Raw genomic sequence first — 22,042 nt, forward strand, 5'->3', positions numbered from 1 at the left:
AGACGATCAGTGGACAGTCATGAGATCAACCTGCTTCAACGACCTCGGCCGCGGCCATCCACTGCTCCTCGACCTCGGCCTGCTCGGACTTCACCGCGCGCAGTTCCGCGTCCAGCTCGACCAGCTTGTCCACGTCCGAGCCCGCCGCGACCAGCTTCTCCTCGATCTTGGCGGCCTTGCTCTCCAGCTGCGCGAGCTTGCGCTCCAGGCGGGCCAGCTCCTTGCGCGCCGCGCGCTCCTCCGCCGCGGAGGACTTCGGCTTGGGCGCGGCGGTCCCGGAGCCGACCGAGGTCGCCGTTCCCGCCTCGCGCATGGCAGCGCGCCGCTTCAGGTACTCCTCGATCCCGCCGACCAGCTTGGTGATCTTGCCGTCGCCGAAGAGGGCGACAACGGTGTCGCAGACCCGCTCGACCAGGTAGCGGTCGTGCGAGACGACGATCATGGTGCCCGGCCAGGAGTCGAGCAGGTCCTCCAGCTGCTGCAGGGTGTCGATGTCGAGGTCGTTGGTGGGCTCGTCGAGCAGCAGCACGTTCGGCTCGGACATCAGCAGCCTGGTCAGCTGCAACCGCCTGCGCTCACCACCGGAGAGGTCGGCGACCGGCGTCCACTGGCGGCTGGCCGGGAAACCCATGCGCTCGGCCAGCTGCGACGCGGACAGCTCGTACTTGCCGAGCACCACGCGCCGCGCCACGTCCTCGACGGCCTCGAGCACCCGCATGGTCATCGGCAGGTCGTGCAGCTCCTGCGACAGGTGCGCCAGGCGCACGGTCTGCCCCTGCTTGCGCGTGCCGCCGTCCAGTTCGCGTTCCCCGGCCAGCGCCCGCAGCAGCGTGGTCTTGCCGGAGCCGTTCACGCCGACGAGCCCGACCCGGTCGCCGGGGCCGACCAGCCAGGTCGTGCGCTCCAGCAGCGTGCGGCCGTCCGGGATGCGCAGCGTGGCGTCCTCGATGTCGATCACCGTCTTGCCCAGGCGGCGCTTGGCGAAGCTCATCAGCTCGACGGTGTCGCGCACCGGCGGCACGTCGGCGATCAGCGCCTCGGCCGCCTCGATCCGGAAGCGGGGCTTGGAGGTGCGCGCCGGGGCGCCCCTGCGCAGCCACGCCAGCTCCTTGCGAGCGAGGTTCTGCCGCTTCTCCTCCAGCGTGGCGGCGAGCCGGGCCCGCTCCGCGCGCGCGAAGATCCAGTCCGCGTAACCGCCCTCGTACTGCTCGACGGTGCCGTTGACGACCTCCCACGTGCGGGTGCACACGGTGTCCAGGAACCAGCGGTCGTGGGTGACCACCACCAGCCCGCAGCGGCGCCCGCCGAGGTGGTCGGCCAGCCACTGCACGCCCTCCACGTCGAGGTGGTTGGTCGGCTCGTCCAGGATGATCAGGTCGAGATCGCGGACCAGCGCCGCGGCCAGCGCGACCCGGCGCCGCTCCCCGCCGGAGAGCGGGTCGATCACCGTGTCCAGGCCCAGCTCGCTCACGCCGAGCCCGTCCAGCACCGAGCGCACCTTGGCGTCGGCGGCCCACTCGTGCTCGGCGTCGAAGCCCAGCGGCTCGATCACGTTCTGCCGGATCGTCGAGCCCTTCGGCAGCTCGCTGCGCTGGGTGACCACGGCGAAGTTCAGGTCCCGGTTGTGGCTCACCCTGCCGGAGTCCGGTGGCTCCAGCCCGGCGAGGATCTCCAGCAGCGTGGTCTTGCCACCGCCGTTGAGCCCGACGACGCCGATGCGGTCGCCCTCGTTCACGCCGAGCGAGACACCGTCGAGCAGCTGGCGCACGCCGAAGCTCTTGCTGACGGACTCCAGGTTGACCAGGTTGGCCATCAATCCTCACATCACAGTGGTGGCCCTGAATGACTCATTCGGTGCGTTGAGCGCACTGAACGAGTCATTCGGGGCGCTCAAGTACCTCAATGACTCATCCAGTGCACAACGGCTAGGCGTGGACCTCGGGCGGGACGGGCCGCGGCGTGTCGTCGCCGCCGATTACCCGCGCCCCGTGCACCGGGCCCTGCGCCACCCGAACGCTACGGCAGACGCCCGCGCCGGAGAGCTCCGCGGCCACCCGGACGGCGGCGTCGGCGGAGGAGCACAGGAAAGCGCAGGTCGGGCCGGAGCCGGAGACGATGCCGGCGAGCGCGCCCGCGTCCACCCCCGCGCGCAGCGTGCGGCGCAGGGTGGGCCGCAGCGACACCGCGGCGGCCTGCAGGTCGTTGCCCAGCAGCAGCGCGAGCTGGCGCGGGTCCCCGGTGGCCAGCGCTTCGAGCACCGGCTCGACCGAGCCGACCCGGGGCGGACGGCCCTCGGCGCGCAGCCGGTCCAGCTCGGCGAAGACGGTCGGGGTGGACAGCCCGCCCTTGTCCAGCGCGATGACCCAGTGGAAGGTGTGCCTGGTCAGCACGGGCACCAGCCGCTCGCCCCGGCCCGCGCCGAGCGCGGTCCCGCCGTGCAGGCAGAACGGCACGTCGCTGCCGATGGTCGCGGCGATCTCGGAGAGCTCGTCCCTGCCGATCTCCATCCGCCACAGCGCGGCGGCGGCGACCAGCGCGGCGGCCGCGTCGGCGCTGCCGCCCGCCATGCCGCCGGCGACCGGGATGCCCTTGCGGATGACCACCCGCACCCGGGGGTCGTCCGGATCGCGCCCCGCTCGTTCGGCCAGCGCCTCGATCGCGCGCCAGGCCAGGTTGGAGGCGTCGTCGGGCACCAGGTCGGCCCCGTCCCCGACCACCTCGATGCCCGGCTCGTCGGCCTGGGCGACGGTGACCTCGTCGTTGAGGGACAGGGCCTGGAAGACGGTCATCAGCTCGTGATAACCGTCTTCACGCAGGTCACCAACCGCAAGGTGGAGGTTCACCTTGGCGGGGGCACGGACGGTGACAGGGGGCGGGACCACGGCAAGCACCCTGCCAGCCTACGGCCCCGCGCCCCCTGCTCACGCGTTCACCGATTTTCAGGCGGGGATCACACCACCCGGGAAGGTCTTGCCGATGTAGTCGCGCACCTGCTGCGAGCGCAGCAGCTCGGCCAGCGCCTTGACCCGCTTGTCCTCGGCCAGCTCCGGCCGGGTCACCAGCAGGTTGGCGTAGGCGTTGCCCTCGGCCTTCTCCACCGCGAGCGCGGTCTTCAGGTCGAGCTTGGCCTCCAGCTGGTAGTTGCCGTTGACCACGGCGGCGTCGGCGTCGTCCAGGCTGCGCGGCAGCTGGGCGGCCTCGGTCTCCAGCAGCTCGACCCGCTTGGGGTTCTCGGCCACGTCCTGCTTGGTGGCCTTGGCCTCGGTGCCCGGCTTGAGCTTGATCAGGCCGGTGGAGGCGAGCAGGTTCAGCGAGCGGGCGAGGTTGCTCGGGTCGTTGGGCAGCGCGACCTTCGCGCCCTGCGGCAGCTCCTCGATCTTCTTGACCTTCTTGGAGAACACCGCGAGCGGTTCGATGTGCACCGCGCCGACCGGCTGGAGCTTGATGTTGCGGGCGCCGGTGAACTCGTCCAGGTAGGGCTTGTGCTGGAAGTAGTTGGCCTCCAGCTGGCCCTCGGCGAGCGCGGTGTTCGGCGTGACGTAGTCGTTGATCTCGACGACGTCGACCTTGATGCCCTTGTCCTTGGCCAGGTTGTCCGCGACGTAGCGCAGGATCTCGGCGTGCGGGACGGGGCTGACGCCGACCCGGATGGCGGCGTTGGGGTCCTTGGCGGGGTCCGCGCCTCCGCAGGCGGCCAGCACGAGTGCGCTGGCGGTGACGAGTGCGGCGGCGGCGAGCGTGCGGATACGACGCATGGGGATTCGATGTCCTTACTGGAGGTTCAGGCGGTGACCCGGCGACGGCGGTCGATACCGCGGGCGCCGAGGTCGAAGAGGAACTGGACGAGGCGGGCGAAGACGCCGAGCACCACGACGGTGCTGATCAGCACCCGGGTGTCGAAGCGCTGGTAGCCGTAGCGGATCGCGAGGTCACCGAGACCACCGCCGCCGACGACGCCCGCCATGGCGGAGTAGCCGATCAGCGCGATCACGGTGACGCCGATCCCGGCGACCAGGGCGGGCGCGGCCTCGCGGAGCAGGACGCCCCGCACGATGTGCGGCTTGGTCGCGCCCGTGGTGATCGCGGCCTCCACGACGGAGGTGTCGACCTCGCGCAGCGCGCCTTCGACGAGCCGGGCGAGGAACGGGATCGCGCCGACCGTCAGCGGGACCACGGCGGCGGTGCTGCCGAGCGTGGTGCCGACGATCGAGCGCGTCACCGGGAGCAACGCGATCAGCAGGATCACGAACGGCAGGGACCTGCCGACGTCCACGACGAAGTTGAGCACGCGGTGGGTGAACACCTGGGGGCGCAGGCCGCCCGGGGCGGTCACGTGCAGCAGCACACCGAGCGGCAGGCCGCCGATGAGCGCGAACACGGCGGACAACGCCACCATGTACAGCGTCTCCCACCCCGTTTCCGCGAGCAGCTCGAAGACAGTGGACCAGGGTGTTTCGGTTCTCACGCAGCAGTCCCCGCAACCAGGGTGGGCTTGTGGCGGACGACGGCGCCGCGCTCGCCGATCCACTTGAGGGCGGCGTCGGCCCGCTCGCCGTTGAGCGCGATGCGGAAGCGGGCGACCGGGGTGTCGTTGAGGCGGGTCATGCCGCCGCCGAGCAGCGAGAGCTCGACGCCGTGCCTGCTGGCGGCCTCGGGCAGCAGCGCGCCGATGGCGGCGAAGCCGACGAGCACGACGTCGGCGACCCGGTCGTAGGTGGCGCTGTGCTGCTGGGAGACCTGGTCCAGCTCGGGCAGCAGCGCCGAGGCGGTCCGGCTGCCCGGCGCGGAGATCAGGTCGAGCACCTTGCCGTTCTCCACCACCCGGCCCTGCTCCAGCACCGCGATGTCGTCGCAGATGCGGCGGACGACGGCCATGTCGTGGGTGACCACGAGGACCGTGACGCCCAGCTCGGAACGCACGCGGTCGAGCACGGTCAGCACCGAGCCGGTGGTCTCCGGGTCCAGCGCCGAGGTCGGCTCGTCGGCGAGCAGCACCGACGGGCTCGCGGCGAGCGCGCGGGCGATGGCCACCCGCTGCCGCTGACCGCCGGAGAGCTGGTCGGGGAAGTTCGCCGCCTTGTCGGAGAGGCCGACCAGCTCCAGCAGTTCGGCCACCCGCTGCTTGCGCTGCGGGCCGGGCACCTTCGCGGCCTCCAGCGGGAGCGCGATGTTGCCCGCGGCGGTGCGCTGGCGCAGCAGGGAGTCGGTCTGCGGGACGACGCCGATCTGCCTGCGGGCGGCGCGCAGCGCGGCACCGGAGAGGCTGACCAGGTCGGTGCCGTCCACCCGGATCGAACCGGAGTCGGGCTGCTCCAGCAGCGCGATGCAGCGGGCCAGGGTCGACTTGCCGGCGCCGCTGGTGCCGACGACGCCGAGGATCGTGCCGGCGGGAACCTCCAGGGAGACGCCGTCCAGCGCGCGGACCTCGCCCCCTCGGCCGGGGAAGCTCTTGGTCAGGTTCTCAACAGTGATCACGATGACTCCATGGCACGGCCGCCGCTCGTGGCGGCAGCGCTCCGAAACCGTCCACAGTGGACGGTGAAAGGGGTGGAAGGGGGTGAGGAGGTGGTCAGGCGTCGGTGCGGGATACGCGGCGACAGCCACTCACCGTGCGGAGGCACTGGTCGACACAGCGTCGACGGACCAGGTTGGGTCGACGTGCGGACATCGGTGGGCGAAGCATGAGGACTCCATCGGTCCTGGCGTTAGCACCTGCCCGTCTCCGGGTGGTTGCTGCGGCGTCGCTGAGCCAGGTCTCTCGGCCGCTCGGGATGGATTGCTGCGGACAGTAGAACCGACGAGGACGGACAGAGGCAAGTCGTTTCGGGCCTCAGGCGCCGGATCGTTCGACACATCACACTGAACACCGAAAGCCTTCGGAGAACACTGAACGCCCTGGTGAACGCCTCGCGGACGTGAGTTATTCCCGCATGGTGATACCGGTCTCAGCCTGAGGTACGGGCCTGCGCGATCCGGGCGAAGTCGGCGACGTCCAACTGCTCCCCGCGGGTGGAGGGGTCCACGCCCGCCGCCACGAGGTAGCGCTCGGCGAGCGCGGCCGAACCGGCCCAGCCGGCAAGCGCCGCTCGCAACGTCTTGCGGCGCTGCGCGAAAGCCGCGTCCACCAAGGAGAAAACCGCCTCACGGTCCACTGTGGATGGAGCATCGCGGCGCACGAAGGACACCAGGGCGGAGTCGACGTTGGGGATCGGCCAGAACACCGCCCGCGGCACCGGCCCGGCCCTGCGGACGTCGGCGTACCAGGCGGCCTTGACGCTGGGCACGCCGTAGACCTTGCTGCCGGGCCGCGCGGCCAGCCGGTCGGCGACCTCGGACTGGACCATCACCAGCCCGTGCCGCAGCGACGGCAGCTCGGCGAGCAGGTGGAGCACGACCGGCACGGACACGTTGTAGGGCAGGTTCGCCACCAACGCGGTCGGCGGCTGCGGGAAGTCGGCGGCGGTGACCCGCATCCCGTCGGCGGGCAGCACGGTCAGCCGCTCCGCCAGGCCGGGGGCCTGTTCGGCGGCGGTGCGCTCCAGCCGGGACGCGAGGACCGGGTCGATCTCGACCGCCACCACGGCCCGGCACGCGTCGAGCAGCGCCAGCGTCAACGATCCGAGCCCGGGGCCGATCTCCAGGGCGACGTCGTCGGCGGTGAGGTTCGCCCCCGCGACGATCCGCCGCACGGTGTTGGGGTCGTGCACGAAGTTCTGGCCCAGCTTCTTGGTGGGCCGAACCCCCAGCTCCTCGGCCAGGCGCCGCACATCGGCGGGCCCGAGCAGCCGCACATCCCCTACCCGCTCATCCACACCCGAACCCTAGCCGCCCCGCTCCCGGCCCACGCTTTCGCACCGAATGAGTCATTGGGTGCGTTCAACCACCCCAATGACTCATTCGGTGCGCGAACCCCGGGACGTCAGCGGAGACCGAGCTTGGCGGAGCAGTGCGGCCAGGCTTGGTAACCGCCGCGGCGGTCGCGGACCTTCGTGGCGATGGCGATCTGCTGCTCGCGGGTGGCCTGGCTGGCCACCGGGGCGTAGGCGCCGCCGCCGTACGCCTGCCAGGTCTGCCGGTCGAACTGGAGACCGCCGTGGTAGCGGCCGTTGGCGCTGACCGCCGACCAGTTGCCGGTGGCCTCGCACTGCGCGAGCCGGTCCCAGACCGCGGCGTCGGCGATCGGCTTGGTGCCGACCTTGACCTTGCGCGGCTTGGGCTCCTTGAGGACCTTGCTGCGCAGCTCTTCCTTCTTGGTGCGCTTGCCGTTGACGGAGATCTCCTTGTAGGTGACCTCCTTCTCGCCCGGCTCGCCCTCCTCGACGACTTCCTTCTCGCCCTTGTTCATCGAGGAGTCTTCCTGCTTCTCCTCCGGCGGGTCGATCTTGACCTTCTCGGTCGACTCGGTGAAGCGGATCCTGGTGACCTCGATCTGCAGCTTCTCGCCGGTGAGCGGGGTCTTCGCGTCGGGCTTCACGGTGTCGTCCTGGGCCAGCGCGACGTTCTGCTCGCGCAGCAGCTCCTCGACCGTGGTGGCGTTGGTGGCCACCTCTCGGGCGGGCTGGCCGCCGTCGACGAGGGTGACCAGCTTGGCGGTCTTGAGGTCCAGCGCCATGCCCTCCAGCGGGATGCGCTGGTGCCGGTCGGCGGACAGCAGCGCGCCGTCGTGGCGCATGCCGAGGTGGCGCATGGCCTCGTCGACGGTGAGCGCGGTGGTCCACACCTCGCGCTTGCGGCCGTCGACGGTGAGCATGAGCTTGCGGCCGCGCTTGAGCACGATCCGGCTGCCGTCGATGATCGCGGCGTGCGCCGCGGGGGCGAGCGCGTCCTTGGCGCCCGCGCTCAGCCCGGCGCTGTCCAGGGCGCCGTCGACGGTGCCGGCGAAGGTGTGCACCTGGCGCTGCTCGTCGTCGACGGTGATGGTGACCGTCTTGTCCATCGCGACGGCGGTGGCTCCGCCGGTGGTGACGACCAGGAGGGTGGCGGCGGCTGCCGCCCTGACCATCGTGCTCTTCACAGGTGGTCCAGACGTCGGGCGTCCGGGCAGGGGCGAACGGTCGTGCTGGTCACCGGTGTTCCCCCGACAGGACTCCGGCACCGCCCCCACCAGGGTGGAGGCTCCTTGACCGCCCGGGATGTCCCCACCCCGGCTGTCGGTCACGGGACCGTAATGGACATCGGCGTCGTCGACAACCACCGGGATCTCGACCGTGCGCTCGGTCACGTCCTCGTGGGGTTCATAGCCGGGATCGCTCACGGCGCGACTACCTCCTGGAACCGGAAGACCCGTTCGGCGGTGGCGGTGGTGGCGGCGGCCAGCTCGGCGAGGTCGTCCCCGCGCAGCTCGGCGAGGTCGCGCAGGGTGTACGCGACGCAGTAGGGCTCGTTCGGCCTGCCGCGGAACGGATGGGGGGTGAGGAAGGGGGCATCGGTCTCGACGAGCAGCTGCTCGGCCGGGACCAGCAGGGCGGCCTCGCGCAGCGCCTTGGCATTGCGGAAGGTGACCGCGCCCGCGAAGGACAGCACGTACCCGGCGTCCAGGCAGCGGCGGGCGAAGTCGGCGTCACCGGAGAAGCAGTGGAAGACGACCGTCTCCGGCGCGCCCTCCTCGCCGAGCACGCGCAGGATGTCCTCGTGCGCGTCGCGGTCGTGGATCATCAACGGCTTGCCGACCCGCTTGGCCAGGTCGATGTGCCAGCGGAACGCCTCGGCCTGCGCGTCGTGCGGCGAGTAGTCCCAGTAGTAGTCCAGCCCGGTCTCGCCGATGGCGACCACCTTCGGCTGGGCGGCCAGCTTCTCGAGCTCGGCGCGGTCGGCGTCGGTGAAGGTCGAGGTCCTGGTCGGGTGGATGGCGACGGCGGCGAAGACCCGCTCGTCCCAGGTCGCGGCCTCGGCGGCCCACCGGGCGGCGGCGAGGTCGTCGGCGACGGTGATCGCCCGCGCGACACCGGCGGAGTTCGCCCTGTCCATCGCGGCGGCGACGTCCTCGGCGGTCACGCAGCCGCAGGCGTCCAGGTGGGTGTGCGAGTCCACGGCCGGCGCCGGGAGGGGTTCCGGGAGCGGCGGGCGCTCGCCCTTGCGTTCCCCGCTCACCTCGGCACCGCCGGACGGCGACAGGGAGTCAGCAGACGGGTGCACACGGCGGCCTAGCCTACGGTTGGCGGAGTTGGCCGCCTTATCCGGCTCCGGGAGGGGACGATGTCGGCGACGACGCGGCTGGTCGTGCTGGGTGCGGTGCGCAGGTACCAGCCCGCGCACGGGTACCAGATCAGGCAGGGCCTGCTGAGCTGGCGGATGGACGAGTGGGCCAACGTCGCGCCCGGCTCGGTCTACCACGCGCTGAAGTCGATGGCGCGCACCGGACTGCTGCGCGTGGTGGAGGACGAGCGCGACGCGGGCAACGTGGCGCGCACGGTCTACGAGATGACCGACGCGGGCGAGGCCGAGTACCGCAACCTGCTGCGCGCCGCGTGGATCGGGCGCAACCGGACCTACGACTCGCTGATGGCCGCGACCGCGCTGCTGCCGGACATGCCGCGCGAGGAGCTGATCCCGTTGCTGAAGCAGCGGATCACCCAGCTGGAAGCCGACGCGCTGCTCACCGAGTCCGGCAAGGAGACCGTGCGCGCCATGGGGCACACGCCGCTGCACGTCAGCGAGCTGTTCGACCTCACCGGCGGGCTGGCTGCGGCGGAGCTGGCGTGGGTGCGCACCCTGCTCGCCAAGATCGAGGACGGCGCATACCAGGGCTGGACGACCGCCTGAGGAACTTGACGAACCTTCGGGCCGTGCCCCAAGCTGACGCTAGTCAAATTTGACTAAGTGGACTTGAACAAGGAGTGAGATGATCAGGGTTCGCGGCCTCACCAGGCGTTTCGCCGGAAAGCACGGGTCCGTTGAAGCCGTCCGCGGCGTCGACCTGGACGTGGCAGCGGGTGAGCTCGTCGGCTTCCTCGGCCCGAACGGCGCGGGCAAGACCACGACGCTGCGCATGCTGACCACGCTGCTGCGGCCGACCAGCGGGCAGGCGCGCGTCGCCGGGCGCGACCTGCTCACCGATCCCGACGGCGTGCGCCGGCGGATCGGCTACGTCGCGCAGAGCGGCACGCTGGCCTTCGACTACCCGGTGCGCGAGGAACTGGAGATGCAGGGCCGCTTCTACGGTCTGGACCGCGCGAAAGCCAGGTCGAGGTGCTCGGAACTGCTGGCAGAACTGGATCTCGGCGAACTCCGCGATCGTCAGGTCGCGACGCTCTCCGGCGGTCAGCGACGCAGGCTCGACATCGCGATGGGCCTGGTGCACTCGCCGGAACTGCTGTTCCTCGACGAGCCGACGACGGGACTCGACCCGACCAGCCGCGCCGCGCTCTGGGACCGCATCCGCGGGCTGCGCGACGAGCGCGGCATGACCGTCTTCCTCAGCACGCACTACCTGGACGAGGCCGACGCGCTGTGCGACCGGCTCCTGGTGATCGACAACGGGGTGATCGTGGCGAGCGGCAGCCCGGACGAGCTGAAGCGCTCGGTCTCCGGGGACGCGGTCACCATGACCGTCCACAGTGGAGCGAGCGCGGCCGGTCAGGTCGCTGACGGCATCGACGGCACAAGCGATGTCGCGGTCGACGGCGACGTGGTGCGGCTGCGCGTGCGACGCGGCGACGAAGCACTGCCGGTCTTGCTGAACGCCTTGCGGGACAAAGACATCGAACTGGCTTCGGTCACGGTGAAGCGGCCGACGCTCGACGACGTCTTCCAGAGCGTCACCGGTCGTTCGCTGCACGGGGAGGTGGCGGCGTGAAGCTGCTGCACGATTCCTGGTTGGTCTGCTCGCGCGCGATGCGCCCGCTGTGGCGCTCCCCGCTGACGCTCGCGTTCGCGATGTTCCAGCCCGTGCTGTTCCTGGTCCTGTTCGGACCGTTGCTCCAGCCGCTCGGCGACCGCTTCGGCGCTCCGGACGGCAACTCCTGGCAGTTCTTCGTGCCGGGACTCCTGGTGCAGCTGGCGATCCTCAGCCCGGGCATGGCGGGATTCGGCGTGATCTTCGAGCACCGTTCCGGGGTGATCGAGCGGATGCGGGTGACACCGCTGAGCCGGACGGCACTGCTGCTGGGCCGGGTGGCGAAGGACGCGGTGACGCTCGTCGCGCAGTCCGTGCTGCTCGTCGTCGTGGGAGTGCTGTTCGGCCTGCGCGCCTCGGTTCCCGGAGCACTCCTGGGGTTGCTGCTGATCGGCCTCGTCGCGATCGCGCTGGCCGCGGTGTCGAACGCGGTGGCGCTGCGGATGCTGGACCGCGAGTGGATGTTCGCGCCGACGATGAGCCAGCTCTCGGTGCTGGTGGTGCTGCTCTCCGGGCTGCTGCTGCCGATGAGCCTGGCCCCGGACTGGTTGCGCTGGCTGTCCGTGCTGAACCCGCTCAGTCACGTGGTGGACGCGGAGCGTGCGCTCTTCGCCGGGCGGATCGCGGATCCGGTGGTGCTGACGGGTTCCCTGGTGGCGGTGGCGCTGACCGCCGTGACCGTGTTGTGGGGCACCAGGACCTACCAGCGGCAGGATTCCTAGCCCATGATGGGCCATCGTGCGAGTCGTAGCCTGGCCCCTGGCCTCCGACACAGCGCCGGAGCGGGTGTTCCGGCGCCTGTCGGAGCGCGCGCGGGCGCTCGGCCTCGCCCCGCCCGCCGCGCTGGTCGGGGACTGGTTCGGTTCGCGGGCGGTGATCGCCCCGACGCTGTCGGCGGAGCCGGTCGACGACGCCGAGGCGTTCGCCATCCCCGGCCAGCAGCCCTCCGTCGCGGTCACCTCGGCCCCGGCTGACGCGATCGGCGGCGGCTGGTTCGGCTACCTCGGTTACGGGCTGACCGATCCGGGCGCGTGGGACATCCCCAGGCGGCTGCCGAACGCGGTGTGGGGCTGGGCCGATCACGTGCTGCGCCAGGACCGGCGCGGCCGGTGGTGGGCCGAGGCGCTGGTGCCCGACGGCCAGCCCGCACCGGAGCAGCTGGCGGCCGAGCTGATCGCGCTCGTCGACCGCGGCGAGGACCCGCCCGCGCGGCCCTGGACGGCGGGCCACCTCGCCCGGCCGTCGGCGGAGCTGCACATGGACGCCGTGCGCGCGTGCGTCGCCGCGATCGGCGAGGGGGAGATCTTCCAGGCGAACGTGTGCTCGGAGTTCTCCGCCGCGTTCGACGGCGATCCCGGCGAGGTCTACGCGGCCGGGGTCGGCAGGCTGCGGCCGATCCGATCCGCTTATCTGGCAGGCGAATGGGGCGCGCTGTCCTCGTTCTCGCCGGAGTTGTTCCTCTCCCGCAGGGGGAGCATCGTCCGGTCCAGTCCGATCAAGGGCACGCTCCCCCGCAGGCTGCCGGAGCACAACGGGAACGCGCGCCTGCTCCGACAGTCCACAAAGGACGTAGCGGAGAACGTGATGATCGTGGACCTGGTGCGCAACGACCTCGGCAGGGTCTGCGCGACGGGCAGCGTCACCGTCCCCGAACTGCTCGCCGTCCGCCCGGCACCGGGGGTGTGGCACCTCGTGTCCACTGTGGAGGGAATGCTTCCGTCCACAGTGGACGACAGTGAGCTGCTGGCGGCGACCTTCCCGCCCGGCTCGGTCACCGGGGCCCCCAAGATCCGCGCACTGGAGATCGTCGCGGAGCTGGAGGCGACCCCGCGCGAGGCCTACTGCGGCGCGATCGGGCTGGCCTCCCCCGTCGCGGGCACGGAGCTGAACGTGGTCATCAGGACGCTGGAGTTCCACGGCGGCACCGTGCGCCTCGGCGTCGGCGGCGGCATCACCGCGGACTCCGATCCGGCCGCGGAGTGGCAGGAATGCCTGACCAAGGCGGCCCCGATCGAGACCCTGCTCGCCACCCACCTCCCCACGGCCCTCCGCTGAGCGCCCACAACCCCCGGGGTCAGCCCGCGATGAGGGCGAGGAGCTCCTCCGCGAGCGCGGGAGTGGCGGCGGCGACGCCGGACCAGCGACGGGAGAGGTCCGGGTCGAGGACGAACGGGCGGCCGAAGGCGTCGAGCACCACGCCACCCGCCGCGGGCACGGTCACCAGCGCCGCGGCCAGGTCCATGATCCGGTGGGTGTCCGAGCCCGGATCGGCGAAACCGTCCACCGAGCCCTCCGCCACCAACGCGCACTCCAGCGCCGTCGTGCCGAGCACCCGGACCCGGTCGGCGCGCGAGGCCACCCGCATCCACGCGTCCCGCGAGCCCGGCTTGGGCCGCAGCAGGCACAGCTCCGAACCCTCGACGGACGTCCGCCCGGTGGTCCGGTACGGCGTCGGCTCCCCGGCCTTGGCCCACCACACGCGCCCGGTGTCCAGCCAGCAGGTGACCGCCTCGGTCGCCACACCGTCCACCGCGACCACCCCCGCGACGCAGGACAACGGCACCCCGGCGGCCGCGTTCGCCGAACCGTCGATCGGGTCGAGCACCAGGGTGGTGGCCGAGCCGTTGTCCAGGAACCCGACCTCCTCGCTGAGCAGGTTGACCCCGTGCCGGGTCGCGGCCTCGGCGATCGCGTTCTCCACGAGTTCGTCCACGCGCATCGTCGGCGTGCCGTCCGCCCCTTGGGCCACCACGACGGCAAGATCGTCCCTGCCGAACCGGTGCCTCGACGCGCGGTAGGCGGTCGCGGCCGCCCGCACGGCGTCGGCGAGCGCGGGGTGGATGTCGTCGGACAACTCGGGCTCTGGGACCGGCCAGGAGATGCGGCGTTCGATGTCCAGGTCCAGTTCGCTCACAGGGGCTCCTCGATGACGACAGCGACGGTGTGCTCACCGGGTGCCCCGATGGGCCGCGCTCTCAATCATCCTGTGTCGCCCTTGCACGAGGCCGTGGCCAGGCGTAGCTTCCGCAGCGAACAAGAATTCTGATTGTTCATGGGTTTATTGGAGACCGCATGCCCACGCCGTTCAGCGCCGCAGACCGCACCAGGATCACCGAGATCCTGCTGCGAACAGGCGAGAACCTGTTCACCACCCAGGGCCTGCGCAAAACCTCGCTCGACGACCTGGTGAAGCCGGCGAACATCGCCAAGAGCAGCTTCTACGCCTTCTTCGAGTCCAAGGAGGCGCTGTACCTGGAGCTGATGCTGCGCCAGGCGCCCCAGGTGCAGAAGCAGCTGCTGGACGAGGTGCTGACCAAGGCGCCCGACCTGCGGACCGCGATCAAGGACTTCCTGCGCGCGACGCTGCGGGTGCTCGACGACAACCCGCTCTACCGCCGCCTGGTCACCCATCCCGAGGAGATGCAGGCGGTCAGCAGGCGGATCGACCCCGAACGCGCCGCCGAGGTCCGCGAGCAGGTCAACCTGCCGCTCGGGGAGTTCTTCCGCCGCGCCCAGCGCAGCAGCAAGCTGATCGACATCAGCCCGGAGGCGGTGATCGGCCTGATGCAGGCGGTGCTGCTGCTGCCGCTGCACCGCGACGAGTTCGCCGAGGACGTCTACCCGGTCGTGCTGGACCAGCTGATCGAGTTCGTCGCCAACGGGCTCACCACCGCACCGGTCCGCGCACTGGTCACCGAGATGTCGCCGACCTATGTCTGAAGGTGTCCTGCCCGGCGGCCTGCCCTACTTCACCGCGGGCGAGGGCAGACCACTGGTGTACCTGCCGGGCTTCAACCCCTCGCACCACAACCCCTCGCCCACCGGCAGGAAGATGTTGGCGCGGACGATGCGGCCGTTCGTCGCCGCCGGGCGGAAGGTCTACTTCGTCAACCGCAAGCCAGGCATGCGCCTCGGCAGCACGATGAGCGATGTCGCCGACGACCACGCGAAGGCGCTGCACGAGTACTTCCGCGAGCCGGTCGACGTGATCGGCCACTCCACCGGCGGCTCCATCGCGCTCCAGCTGATCGTCGACCACCCCGAGGTGGTGCGGCGCGGCGTGGTGGCCAGCACCGCGTACGCGCTCGGCCCGGTGGCCAAGGGCGCGCAGCTGGAGATGGCGCGGCGGCTCGCCCAGGGCAGGCCCGGTTACCACCTGCTGGTGCCCGGCATGGTGAAGCACCGCGTGCCGCGAGCGGTGCTCGGCGGGCTGCTGTGGGCGGTGGGCCTGGTGCTGCCCAAGCCGAAGGACCCCTCGGACATGCTGGCGATGATGACCGCCGAGGACGGCTTCGACGTCTACGACCGGCTGCCCCGGGTCACCACGCCGACGCTGGTGATCTGCGGCGCGCGGGACCACTTCTGGACGCCGGAGATGTTCGCCGAGACGGCCGCCAGGATGCCCGGCGGCACGCTCGTCATGTACCCGGGGGCCGGGCACGGGGTGATCACGAAGCGGGAGTACCACCGCGACGTGCTGGCCTTCCTCAGGTGATCGTCAGCGCCACGTAGGTGATCAGCAGCCCGAGCCCGCCGTAGGTGACGATGTCGGTCAGCCGGGTGCGGATGACCAGCAGGCCGCACCGCTCCGGCGGCAGCACCGCGCGGAAGGTCGCGGCCAGCAGCAGCGCCCCGGCGATCGCGCCGGAGCCCATCCGCCAGCGGTAGAGCATGATCAGCACGAAGCCGATCACCACGGCGCCCATCACCACCAGGTAGGGCACGTGCACCTGCCACCGCTGCGATTTCGGCGGCTCCGGGGGCAGGTCGGGCTCGTGGTCGTCAAGCAAGTGCTGCTCCGCGTTCATCGCGCCGCCCGCTCTGCTGCCTCGACGACGTTGCTGACCAGGATGGCCCTGGTCATCGGCCCGACGCCACCCGGCATCGGGGCCACGTGCCCGGCCACCTCCCGGACCCCGGGGTGCACGTCGCCGACCAGCCCGGCCTCGGTGCGGGTGATGCCGACGTCGAGCACGGCGGCGCCCGGCTTGACCATCTCCGGGGTGATCAGCGCCGGGCTGCCCGCGGCGGCGACCACGATGTCGGCGCGGCGCACCTCGGCGGCCAGGTCCTTCGTGCCGGTGTGGCACAGGGTCACGGTCGCGTTCTCCGAGCGCCGCGTCAGCAGCAGCCCGAGCGGCCGCCCCACGGTCACCCCGCGGCCGACGACCACCACGTGCGCGCCCGCGATCGGGACGTCGTAGCGGCGCAGCAGCTCCACGATGCCGCGCGGGGTGCACGGCAGCGCGCCCGGCTCACCGAGCACGAGACGGCCCAGGCTCACCGGGTGCAGGCCGTCGGCGTCCTTGTCCGGGTCGATCCGCTCCAGCAGCGCGCCGGAGTCGAGGTGCTTGGGCACCGGCAGCTGCAGGATGTAGCCCGTGCACGCGGGGTCGGCGTTGAGCTCGTCGAGCACCGCCTCCACCTCGGCCTGGGTGGAGTCGGCGGGCAGGTCCCGGCGGATCGAGGTCACGCCGACCTTCGCGCAGTCGTTGTGCTTGCCGCGGACGTAGGCGTGCGATCCGGGGTCGTCGCCGACCAGCACGGTGCCAAGGCCCGGCGTCACGCCCCGCTCGCGCAGTGCGGTTACCCGGGTCCGCAGATCGTCGAAGATCGCGTCTCTTGTGGCCTTGCCGTCAAGGATCGTCGCACTCACGACTTCCATCGTGGCAGATCAGCGGGTGGCCCTGTGCGGCAGCGCCGCGATGCCGACGGCGGCGACGGTGAGCAGGGTGCCGAGCACCGTCGCGGCGGTGAGGTGGTCGCCCGCGGCGGGAACCACGAGGTCCAGCAGCAGTGCGCCGACGAGCTGGCCCGCCACCTGGCCGAGCCCGAAGAGCAGCACGCCCGTCGTGGAGACCAGCGCGGCGGCCGCGCCGATGGCGACGGTGCCGAGCAGGCCGCCGATGTAGAGCCAGGGTTCGCCCGGAAAGGTGACCGGGGCGCCCGCCACGAGCAGCCGCACGAGCAGCACGGCGGTCAGCGCCAGCGTCCCGACCAAGAAGTTGATCATCACGGTGGGCAGTGCCGACCCGGCCCGCGCACGCACCAGCCCGTTGGCCGCCTGCTGCCACCCCATCCCGATCCCGGCCAGCAGCGGCAGCGCGGCCAGCCACAGCAGGGACGGCTGCTCGAACCGGTCGGAGACCGCGATCATCACCGCGACCACGGCCAGTCCCGCCCCCGCGACCCTGTTGCCGCTCAACGGTCTCGGGCCGTCCGAGCCGAAACCGACCCGGTCCACGGCGAGGCTGCTCGCCGCCTGACCGGTCACCACGGCGACGGTGAACACGGCGACGCCGAGCGAGGTGATCGTCAGTCCCTGACTGAGCACGAAGACCGCTCCGCACACGCCACCGGCGCAGTGCCACCACGACAGCGCACCGCCGCTGAGCGCCTCCCGCACCCTGCGCACCCCGCGTCTGCCCACGGGCAGCGCGAGCACCAGGGCCAGCAGCACGAGGAGGCCGCTGCCGAAGGAGATCAGCGCGGCCACGAGCCCGTCGCCCAGCCGGTGGGCGAGTTCGCCGTTGATCCGGGACTGGACCGCCAGCAACATGCCGGTGCCCAGTGCGGCGAGCACCCCGAGCCCTCGGGCCAGCCCGCGTGTTTGCGGTGCTACAGCGGTTTCATGCACCTAGGCATCGTTGCCGACCACCACGCGACGAGACGGTTCCGAAAGCGCAACGTTCCGTACGCGGCCAGCACGGATCGCCAAAAGGGTGCCCACCACCGCGAGCAGACCGCTGACGCCGACGGCGGCCGCCGGGCCGGACAGGTCCAGCAGGAACCCGGCCAGCGGCGAGGCCAGCGCCCCCGCGGCCGTGGTCGCGGTGGCCTGCCAGCCGAAGGCCTCGGCCAGCCTGCCCTCGGGCACCAGGTCGCCGAGCCAGGTGTTCGCGGTCGCGATGGCCGGGGCGATGGCCAGTCCGGTGATCACCAGCAGCACGCCGAGCAGCCACGGCGACGGGTCCAGCAACGGCGGCAGGACGAGTGCGATCGCGATCATGCCCGCGCTGAACAGCCCGGCGCGGCGGGCCAGGCTCGGCTCCCCCTTGAACGCGCCCGCGGCCAGGCCGCCGATCAGCGAGCCGATCCCCCACACCGTGACCATCACGGCGATCAACGCGGGAGTGCCGCGCTCGTTGGCCCAGTTGATGATCGCGATGTCGGTGACCGTGAAGGCACCGAGCATGACGGTGGCGACGGCGAGCAGCGGCACCACGCCCCGGTGGCGCAGGATCGAGGTCTTCGCGCTCTGGCTGACCTGGATGGAGTCCGGGTCGGGTGTGCCGTACCCGGAGCGGCGCACCGTCAGCGCGAACCCGAGCACGCCGGACGCCACCATGGCCGCGCTCAGCACCAGACCCGCGCGCCCACCGCTGATCCCGGCGGCGACCGCGATCAGCGTCGGTCCGATCAGGAACGCCAGCTCCTGGACGATCGCCTCGATCGAGAACACCGCGTTGTGCTTGTCGCGGTCCACCGCTCTGGTGCACACCGCGCGCACGATCTGGCCGACCGGCGGCATGAAGAGGCCCGTGGCCAGCCCGATCACCGGCGCGATCGGCCACCAGGCCCCGGGTAACGCCGCGAGCGTGAGCAGACCCGCCGTGTGCAGCGTCCCGCTGACGGCGAGCAGCCGCGGTGCCGAGCCGCGGTCGGCGGCCTTGCCGCGCAACGGCCCGGAAATGCCCTGCCCCAACGTGACCGCGCCGACCACGACCCCCGCGATCAGGTAGGAGTCAGTCCACTCCACCACGAGGAAGGTGATCGCGATCGAGATTCCGGCCATGTGCAGACGACCGACGATCGACCAGCCCAGCAACGCCCGCAGGTGCGGTATTCCGGCGAGGTCTTTGTAGGGGCTGCTCACCCGGACAGTGTCGCTGCGCCACCCGTTCGTGGCGACCCTCTTGAGTAGGAGCTGTACAAATGACGGCATTCGAAGCCGTGGGCATTGCCCTGCTCACTCGATCACGAGACCATGCGCCGCCGCGAAGCCGACCGCGATCTCCAGATCCACCTTGGTACCGCGCAGATCGGCCTGGACCAGGGCATCCGCGCCGAGCTTCGCCCCGCGCAGGTCGGCATCGGCCAGCCGGGCGTCGAGCATCCGCGCACCGGTGAGGTCGCACTTGGTCAGGTCCGCCCCGCGCAGATCGCTCTCGTTGAGGTTGGCCTCGCGCATCCGCAGCCCGGACAACGAGGAGTCCTTGAGGTCGGCGCCGCTGAGCCCGACGAGGGTCAGGTCGGTGTCGTGCAGCTGCCACTGGCGCAGCCTGCAGTCGCCGAACTGGGAGCCGAGCAGCGAGCAGCCGTGCATCTGCGATTCGCTGAGATCGGCGCGGCGGAAGGTGCACTGCCGGAACGCGGTGATGCGGTGCTGGGACTCGGACAGGTCCGCGCCGGTGAAGTCGCACGCGACGAAGGTGCAGTTCTTCGTGATCAGCCCGCGCAGGTCCGCGTCCACGAAGGAACATCGTTCGAAGGCGCAGTCCTCCCACACCTCGTTCGCGAACACGGCGTCGGCGAAGTCTTCGCCGACCACCGGCGGTGGCACTGAATCCTCGATCGCCTCGTCCACCCCAAGCACCCTGCCACAGCCGGTCAGTCAGCGGGGATGGCCCGTTCCACGAACATCCGGACGAGTCCTTCGAGCTCGTAGCCGTCGAGCACGTCCGGCAGCGTCAGCTGCTCGACGATCAGCGCGGTGAGCGAGAAGTACAGCAGCACCACGGAATCCACGTCCCCCGGCAGGCCCGAACCGGTGTGCTGGCGGATGTTGCCTTCGAGGTTCGCGCGCACGGTCGCGGTCAGCGCTGCGCGCAGCTCCGGCCGCCGGGTCGCCTCCAACCGCAGCTCCTGCAACGCCAGGTAGCCGGTGCGGTCATCGATGATCCGCTGGACCATCTCCGTCATCAGCCACACCACCGCTTCCCGTGTGCGCGGCGCGAGCATGTTGGTGGACAGCGCCGCGGGCTCCGGGCCGAGCCTCGTGTGGATGCGCCCGCCGACCTGGTTGAACAGGTCCTCACGGCTGGCGAAGTAGTTGGAGGCGGTGCCCTTCGGCACTCCGGCGGCCTCGTCGACCGCGCGGAAGGTCAGCCCGCGCGCGCCCTCCGCCGCCAGCACCTCGATCGCCGCGTCGACCAGCGCGGTCCGTCGTTCGATATTCGGTTGCCTAACCACTCTGCTTATAGTACTACAGACACAGTACTTTGACGGGAGGGGCGGCGTGCGCACGCTGAGCTACTACATCGCGTCCACAGTGGACGGTTTTATCGCGACGCCGGACGGCGCGGCGGACTTCTTCCCGTGGGAGGGCGACCACAACGCGGTGATGACGGCTGAGTACCCGGAGACCCTCCCCACCCACGTGGCGGCGGCGGTCGGACTGCCGCCGTCGGAACCCCGGCACTTCGACACGGTGCTGATGGGCCGCGGAACCTACGAGGTCGTGCTCAAGGAAGGAATCCGCAGCCCGTACGCGCACCTCCGCCAGTACGTGTTCTCCACCGGGCTCGAGCAGCAGCACCCCGACGTGGAGATCGTCCCCGGCGACCCGGTCGCCAAGGTCAGGGAGCTGAAAGCCCAGGAGGGCAAGGGGATCTGGCTCTGCGGCGGAGGAGTCCTCGCGGGCGCGCTGCGCGAGGAGATCGACGAGCTGCTGGTGAAGATCTACCCGATCGTCGCGGGCTCGGGCATCCCGCTGTTCGACGGCGAGTTCCGCGCGACCGGCTTCCGGCTCACCGCGCACCGGGTCTTCGACAGCGGCATGGCGTTCATGACTTACAGCAGGCTATGACCTGCACGAAGCCATGATCACGAACATTCGCGGGCGCGGTCGGTCAGCAGGTCGCGCTCGCGGGAGTTGCGCGTCAACGACGCCGCCCGCTCGAACTCCGCCTTCGCCTCGGGCAACCTGCCGAGCTTGAACAGGAAGTCCCCGCGCACGCTCGGCAGCAGGTGGTAGTTCTTCAGCGCGGGCACGTCCACGAGTTCGTCGACCACCTCAAGGCCCGCCGCGGGACCGAAAGCCATCGAGACCGCGACCGCGCGGTTCAGCTCCACGATCGGCGAGGGCGTCACCTTCGCCAGCACCTCGTAGAGGCCCGCGATGCGTTCCCAGTCGGTCTCTTCCGCGGTCCGCGCGCGGGCGTGGCAGGCGGCGAGCGCGGCCTGGAGCGCGTAGGGACCGTGCGCGCCACCGAGATTCTCGGCCTGTTCGAGCGCGGCGAGCCCGCGGCGGATGAGCAACTGGTCCCAGCGCGAACGGTCCTGCTCCAGCAACAGGATCGGCTTGCCCGAGGCGTCGGTGCGCGCCCTGGACCGCGATGCCTGGATCTCCATCAGCGCGACCAGGCCGTGCACCTCCGGCTCCTTCGGCACGAGCCCGGCCAGGACGCGGCCGAGGCGCAGCGCCTCCGCGCACAGCTCCGGCCGCAACCAGTCGTCTCCCGCCGTGGCCGAGTACCCCTCGTTGAAGATCAGGTAGATCACCTCGAGCACCGAGGACAACCGCCGCGCGCGGTCCTCCCCCTGCGGCACCTCGAACGGGACCTTCGCCTTCTCCAGGTTCTTCTTGGCGCGCACGATCCGTTGGGCCACCGTCGGTTCCGCGACCAGGAAGGCCCGCGCGATCTCGTCGGTGGTCAGCCCGCCGAGCAGGCGCAGCGTCAGCGCGACCCGCGCGTCGGTGGAGAGCACCGGGTGGCAGGCGGTGAACACCAGCCGCAGCAGGTCGTCACCGATCTCCCCGTCGAGCGCGGGGTCGTACTCCAGGTCGACGCCCTCGCCCTCGACCTCGAGCCGGTGGCCGATCTCCTCCAGCTTGCGGGCGAAGTTCTCCTTGCGCCGCACCAGATCGATCGCGCGCCGCTTCGCGACGGACATCAGCCAGGCCCCGGGGTTGTTCGGCACCCCCGACTCCGGCCACTGCTCCAGCGCGGCCACCAACGCGTCCTGCGCCAACTCCTCGGCCAGGCCGACGTCGCGGATGAAGCGCGCGAGGCCCGCGATCAGCCGCGCCGACTCGATCCGCCAGACCGCCTCGATCGCCCGGTGCGCCTTGTCTTCCGCCGTAGCCGCCACGACGCGCAATCACAGCAGCCCACCCCACCCCCCGCAACCTCCCCCGTCGTCCCCGAATCCCGTTTCGCGCCCAGAGCGGGGAAAACCCGTGAGCGCGAAACGGGGAGCCCCCCG

Annotated in this window: 23 protein-coding genes and 1 riboswitch; of the genes, 7 read left to right on the plus strand and 16 right to left on the minus strand. The window is 71.2% G+C overall.

Annotated features, from left to right (window positions below; genetic code table 11):
- Window positions 1-25: 25 nt before the first annotated feature.
- From BLT28_RS24685 to BLT28_RS24720, 8 genes are all read right to left on the minus strand, one after another.
- Window positions 26-1,813 (minus strand): ABC-F family ATP-binding cassette domain-containing protein, encoded by a 1,788-nt coding sequence (locus BLT28_RS24685; protein ID WP_030427519.1) that lies wholly within the window; start codon window positions 1,811-1,813, stop codon window positions 26-28.
- Window positions 1,814-1,925: 112 nt separating this feature from the next.
- Window positions 1,926-2,882, minus strand: coding sequence for a 4-(cytidine 5'-diphospho)-2-C-methyl-D-erythritol kinase (locus BLT28_RS24690; protein WP_172806536.1), 957 nt, complete (start codon window positions 2,880-2,882; stop codon window positions 1,926-1,928).
- 57 nt (window positions 2,883-2,939) lie between these two features.
- The gene (locus BLT28_RS24695) at window positions 2,940-3,755 is read right to left on the minus strand and encodes a MetQ/NlpA family ABC transporter substrate-binding protein (RefSeq protein WP_030427517.1); all 816 of its coding nucleotides are present in this window, start codon (window positions 3,753-3,755) and stop codon (window positions 2,940-2,942) included.
- A gap of 26 nt (window positions 3,756-3,781) precedes the next feature.
- Window positions 3,782-4,465: a methionine ABC transporter permease gene (locus tag BLT28_RS24700; protein ID WP_030427516.1), complete on the minus strand. Its 684-nt coding sequence runs from the start codon at window positions 4,463-4,465 to the stop codon at window positions 3,782-3,784.
- Complete coding sequence (locus BLT28_RS24705; RefSeq protein ID WP_030427515.1) at window positions 4,462-5,475, minus strand: methionine ABC transporter ATP-binding protein; 1,014 nt, start codon at window positions 5,473-5,475, stop codon at window positions 4,462-4,464. Before BLT28_RS24705 ends, BLT28_RS24700 begins: the two co-directional genes overlap by 4 nt.
- Window positions 5,476-5,687: 212 nt before the next feature.
- Window positions 5,688-5,778, minus strand: a riboswitch (SAM riboswitch).
- Between the two features lie 167 nt (window positions 5,779-5,945).
- The gene (gene rsmA, locus BLT28_RS24710) at window positions 5,946-6,812 is read right to left on the minus strand and encodes a 16S rRNA (adenine(1518)-N(6)/adenine(1519)-N(6))-dimethyltransferase RsmA (protein WP_030427514.1); all 867 of its coding nucleotides are present in this window, start codon (window positions 6,810-6,812) and stop codon (window positions 5,946-5,948) included.
- 107 nt (window positions 6,813-6,919) lie between these two features.
- Window positions 6,920-8,254, minus strand: a complete 1,335-nt coding sequence (locus BLT28_RS24715; RefSeq protein WP_052406902.1) for a resuscitation-promoting factor — start codon at window positions 8,252-8,254, stop codon at window positions 6,920-6,922.
- On the minus strand, window positions 8,251-9,090 hold the full coding sequence (locus BLT28_RS24720) for a TatD family hydrolase (protein WP_030427512.1): 840 nt from the start codon (window positions 9,088-9,090) through the stop codon (window positions 8,251-8,253). Before BLT28_RS24720 ends, BLT28_RS24715 begins: the two co-directional genes overlap by 4 nt.
- Window positions 9,091-9,195: 105 nt before the next feature.
- Here BLT28_RS24720 and BLT28_RS24725 point away from each other — a divergent pair, with 105 nt between their 5' ends.
- From BLT28_RS24725 to BLT28_RS24740, 4 genes are all read left to right on the plus strand, one after another.
- The gene (locus tag BLT28_RS24725) at window positions 9,196-9,762 is read left to right on the plus strand and encodes a PadR family transcriptional regulator (RefSeq protein WP_043810243.1); all 567 of its coding nucleotides are present in this window, start codon (window positions 9,196-9,198) and stop codon (window positions 9,760-9,762) included.
- A 79-nt stretch (window positions 9,763-9,841) separates the two neighbouring features.
- Window positions 9,842-10,795, plus strand: a complete 954-nt coding sequence (locus tag BLT28_RS24730) for a daunorubicin resistance protein DrrA family ABC transporter ATP-binding protein (protein ID WP_030427510.1) — start codon at window positions 9,842-9,844, stop codon at window positions 10,793-10,795.
- Complete coding sequence (locus BLT28_RS24735; protein ID WP_081900032.1) at window positions 10,792-11,556, plus strand: ABC transporter permease; 765 nt, start codon at window positions 10,792-10,794, stop codon at window positions 11,554-11,556. Before BLT28_RS24730 ends, BLT28_RS24735 begins: the two co-directional genes overlap by 4 nt.
- A gap of 16 nt (window positions 11,557-11,572) precedes the next feature.
- Complete coding sequence (locus BLT28_RS24740) at window positions 11,573-12,889, plus strand: aminodeoxychorismate synthase component I (RefSeq protein WP_030427508.1); 1,317 nt, start codon at window positions 11,573-11,575, stop codon at window positions 12,887-12,889.
- A gap of 19 nt (window positions 12,890-12,908) precedes the next feature.
- On the opposite strand, the gene BLT28_RS24745 is transcribed toward BLT28_RS24740, so the two are convergent.
- Window positions 12,909-13,748: an inositol monophosphatase family protein gene (locus BLT28_RS24745; protein ID WP_231950408.1), complete on the minus strand. Its 840-nt coding sequence runs from the start codon at window positions 13,746-13,748 to the stop codon at window positions 12,909-12,911.
- 158 nt (window positions 13,749-13,906) lie between these two features.
- On the opposite strand from BLT28_RS24745, the gene BLT28_RS24750 reads away from it, so the two are divergent.
- Both BLT28_RS24750 and BLT28_RS24755 read left to right on the plus strand, forming a co-directional pair.
- Window positions 13,907-14,554 carry a TetR/AcrR family transcriptional regulator gene (locus BLT28_RS24750; RefSeq protein ID WP_052406901.1) on the plus strand — a complete coding sequence of 216 codons (648 nt, stop codon included), beginning with the start codon at window positions 13,907-13,909 and terminating at the stop codon, window positions 14,552-14,554.
- Entirely contained in the window at window positions 14,547-15,329 is a 783-nt protein-coding gene (locus BLT28_RS24755; RefSeq protein ID WP_030427505.1) for an alpha/beta fold hydrolase, read from the plus strand. Before BLT28_RS24750 ends, BLT28_RS24755 begins: the two co-directional genes overlap by 8 nt.
- Here BLT28_RS24755 and BLT28_RS24760 read toward each other — a convergent pair.
- From BLT28_RS24760 to BLT28_RS24785, 6 genes are all read right to left on the minus strand, one after another.
- Complete coding sequence (locus BLT28_RS24760) at window positions 15,322-15,624, minus strand: DUF3017 domain-containing protein (protein WP_231950409.1); 303 nt, start codon at window positions 15,622-15,624, stop codon at window positions 15,322-15,324. The two genes, BLT28_RS24755 and BLT28_RS24760, sit on opposite strands and share 8 nt — an antisense overlap.
- Before the next feature lie 14 nt (window positions 15,625-15,638).
- Window positions 15,639-16,490, minus strand: coding sequence for a bifunctional methylenetetrahydrofolate dehydrogenase/methenyltetrahydrofolate cyclohydrolase (locus tag BLT28_RS24765; RefSeq protein WP_197683896.1), 852 nt, complete (start codon window positions 16,488-16,490; stop codon window positions 15,639-15,641).
- Window positions 16,491-16,508: 18 nt separating this feature from the next.
- Window positions 16,509-17,471 carry a DMT family transporter gene (locus tag BLT28_RS24770; protein ID WP_231950411.1) on the minus strand — a complete coding sequence of 321 codons (963 nt, stop codon included), beginning with the start codon at window positions 17,469-17,471 and terminating at the stop codon, window positions 16,509-16,511.
- Window positions 17,472-18,710 (minus strand): MFS transporter, encoded by a 1,239-nt coding sequence (locus BLT28_RS24775; RefSeq protein ID WP_043810242.1) that lies wholly within the window; start codon window positions 18,708-18,710, stop codon window positions 17,472-17,474.
- Window positions 18,711-18,803: 93 nt separating this feature from the next.
- Window positions 18,804-19,421 (minus strand): pentapeptide repeat-containing protein, encoded by a 618-nt coding sequence (locus tag BLT28_RS24780; RefSeq protein ID WP_231950413.1) that lies wholly within the window; start codon window positions 19,419-19,421, stop codon window positions 18,804-18,806.
- A 23-nt stretch (window positions 19,422-19,444) separates the two neighbouring features.
- Window positions 19,445-20,026: a TetR/AcrR family transcriptional regulator gene (locus BLT28_RS24785; protein ID WP_030427499.1), complete on the minus strand. Its 582-nt coding sequence runs from the start codon at window positions 20,024-20,026 to the stop codon at window positions 19,445-19,447.
- 46 nt (window positions 20,027-20,072) lie between these two features.
- On the opposite strand from BLT28_RS24785, the gene BLT28_RS24790 reads away from it, so the two are divergent.
- Entirely contained in the window at window positions 20,073-20,642 is a 570-nt protein-coding gene (locus tag BLT28_RS24790; RefSeq protein WP_030427498.1) for a dihydrofolate reductase family protein, read from the plus strand.
- 17 nt (window positions 20,643-20,659) lie between these two features.
- On the opposite strand, the gene BLT28_RS24795 is transcribed toward BLT28_RS24790, so the two are convergent.
- Entirely contained in the window at window positions 20,660-21,928 is a 1,269-nt protein-coding gene (locus tag BLT28_RS24795) for an RNA polymerase sigma factor (RefSeq protein ID WP_030427497.1), read from the minus strand.
- Window positions 21,929-22,042 lie beyond the last annotated feature (114 nt).

The organism is Allokutzneria albata, from assembly GCF_900103775.1.
GTDB classification, from domain to species: domain Bacteria; phylum Actinomycetota; class Actinomycetes; order Mycobacteriales; family Pseudonocardiaceae; genus Allokutzneria; species Allokutzneria albata.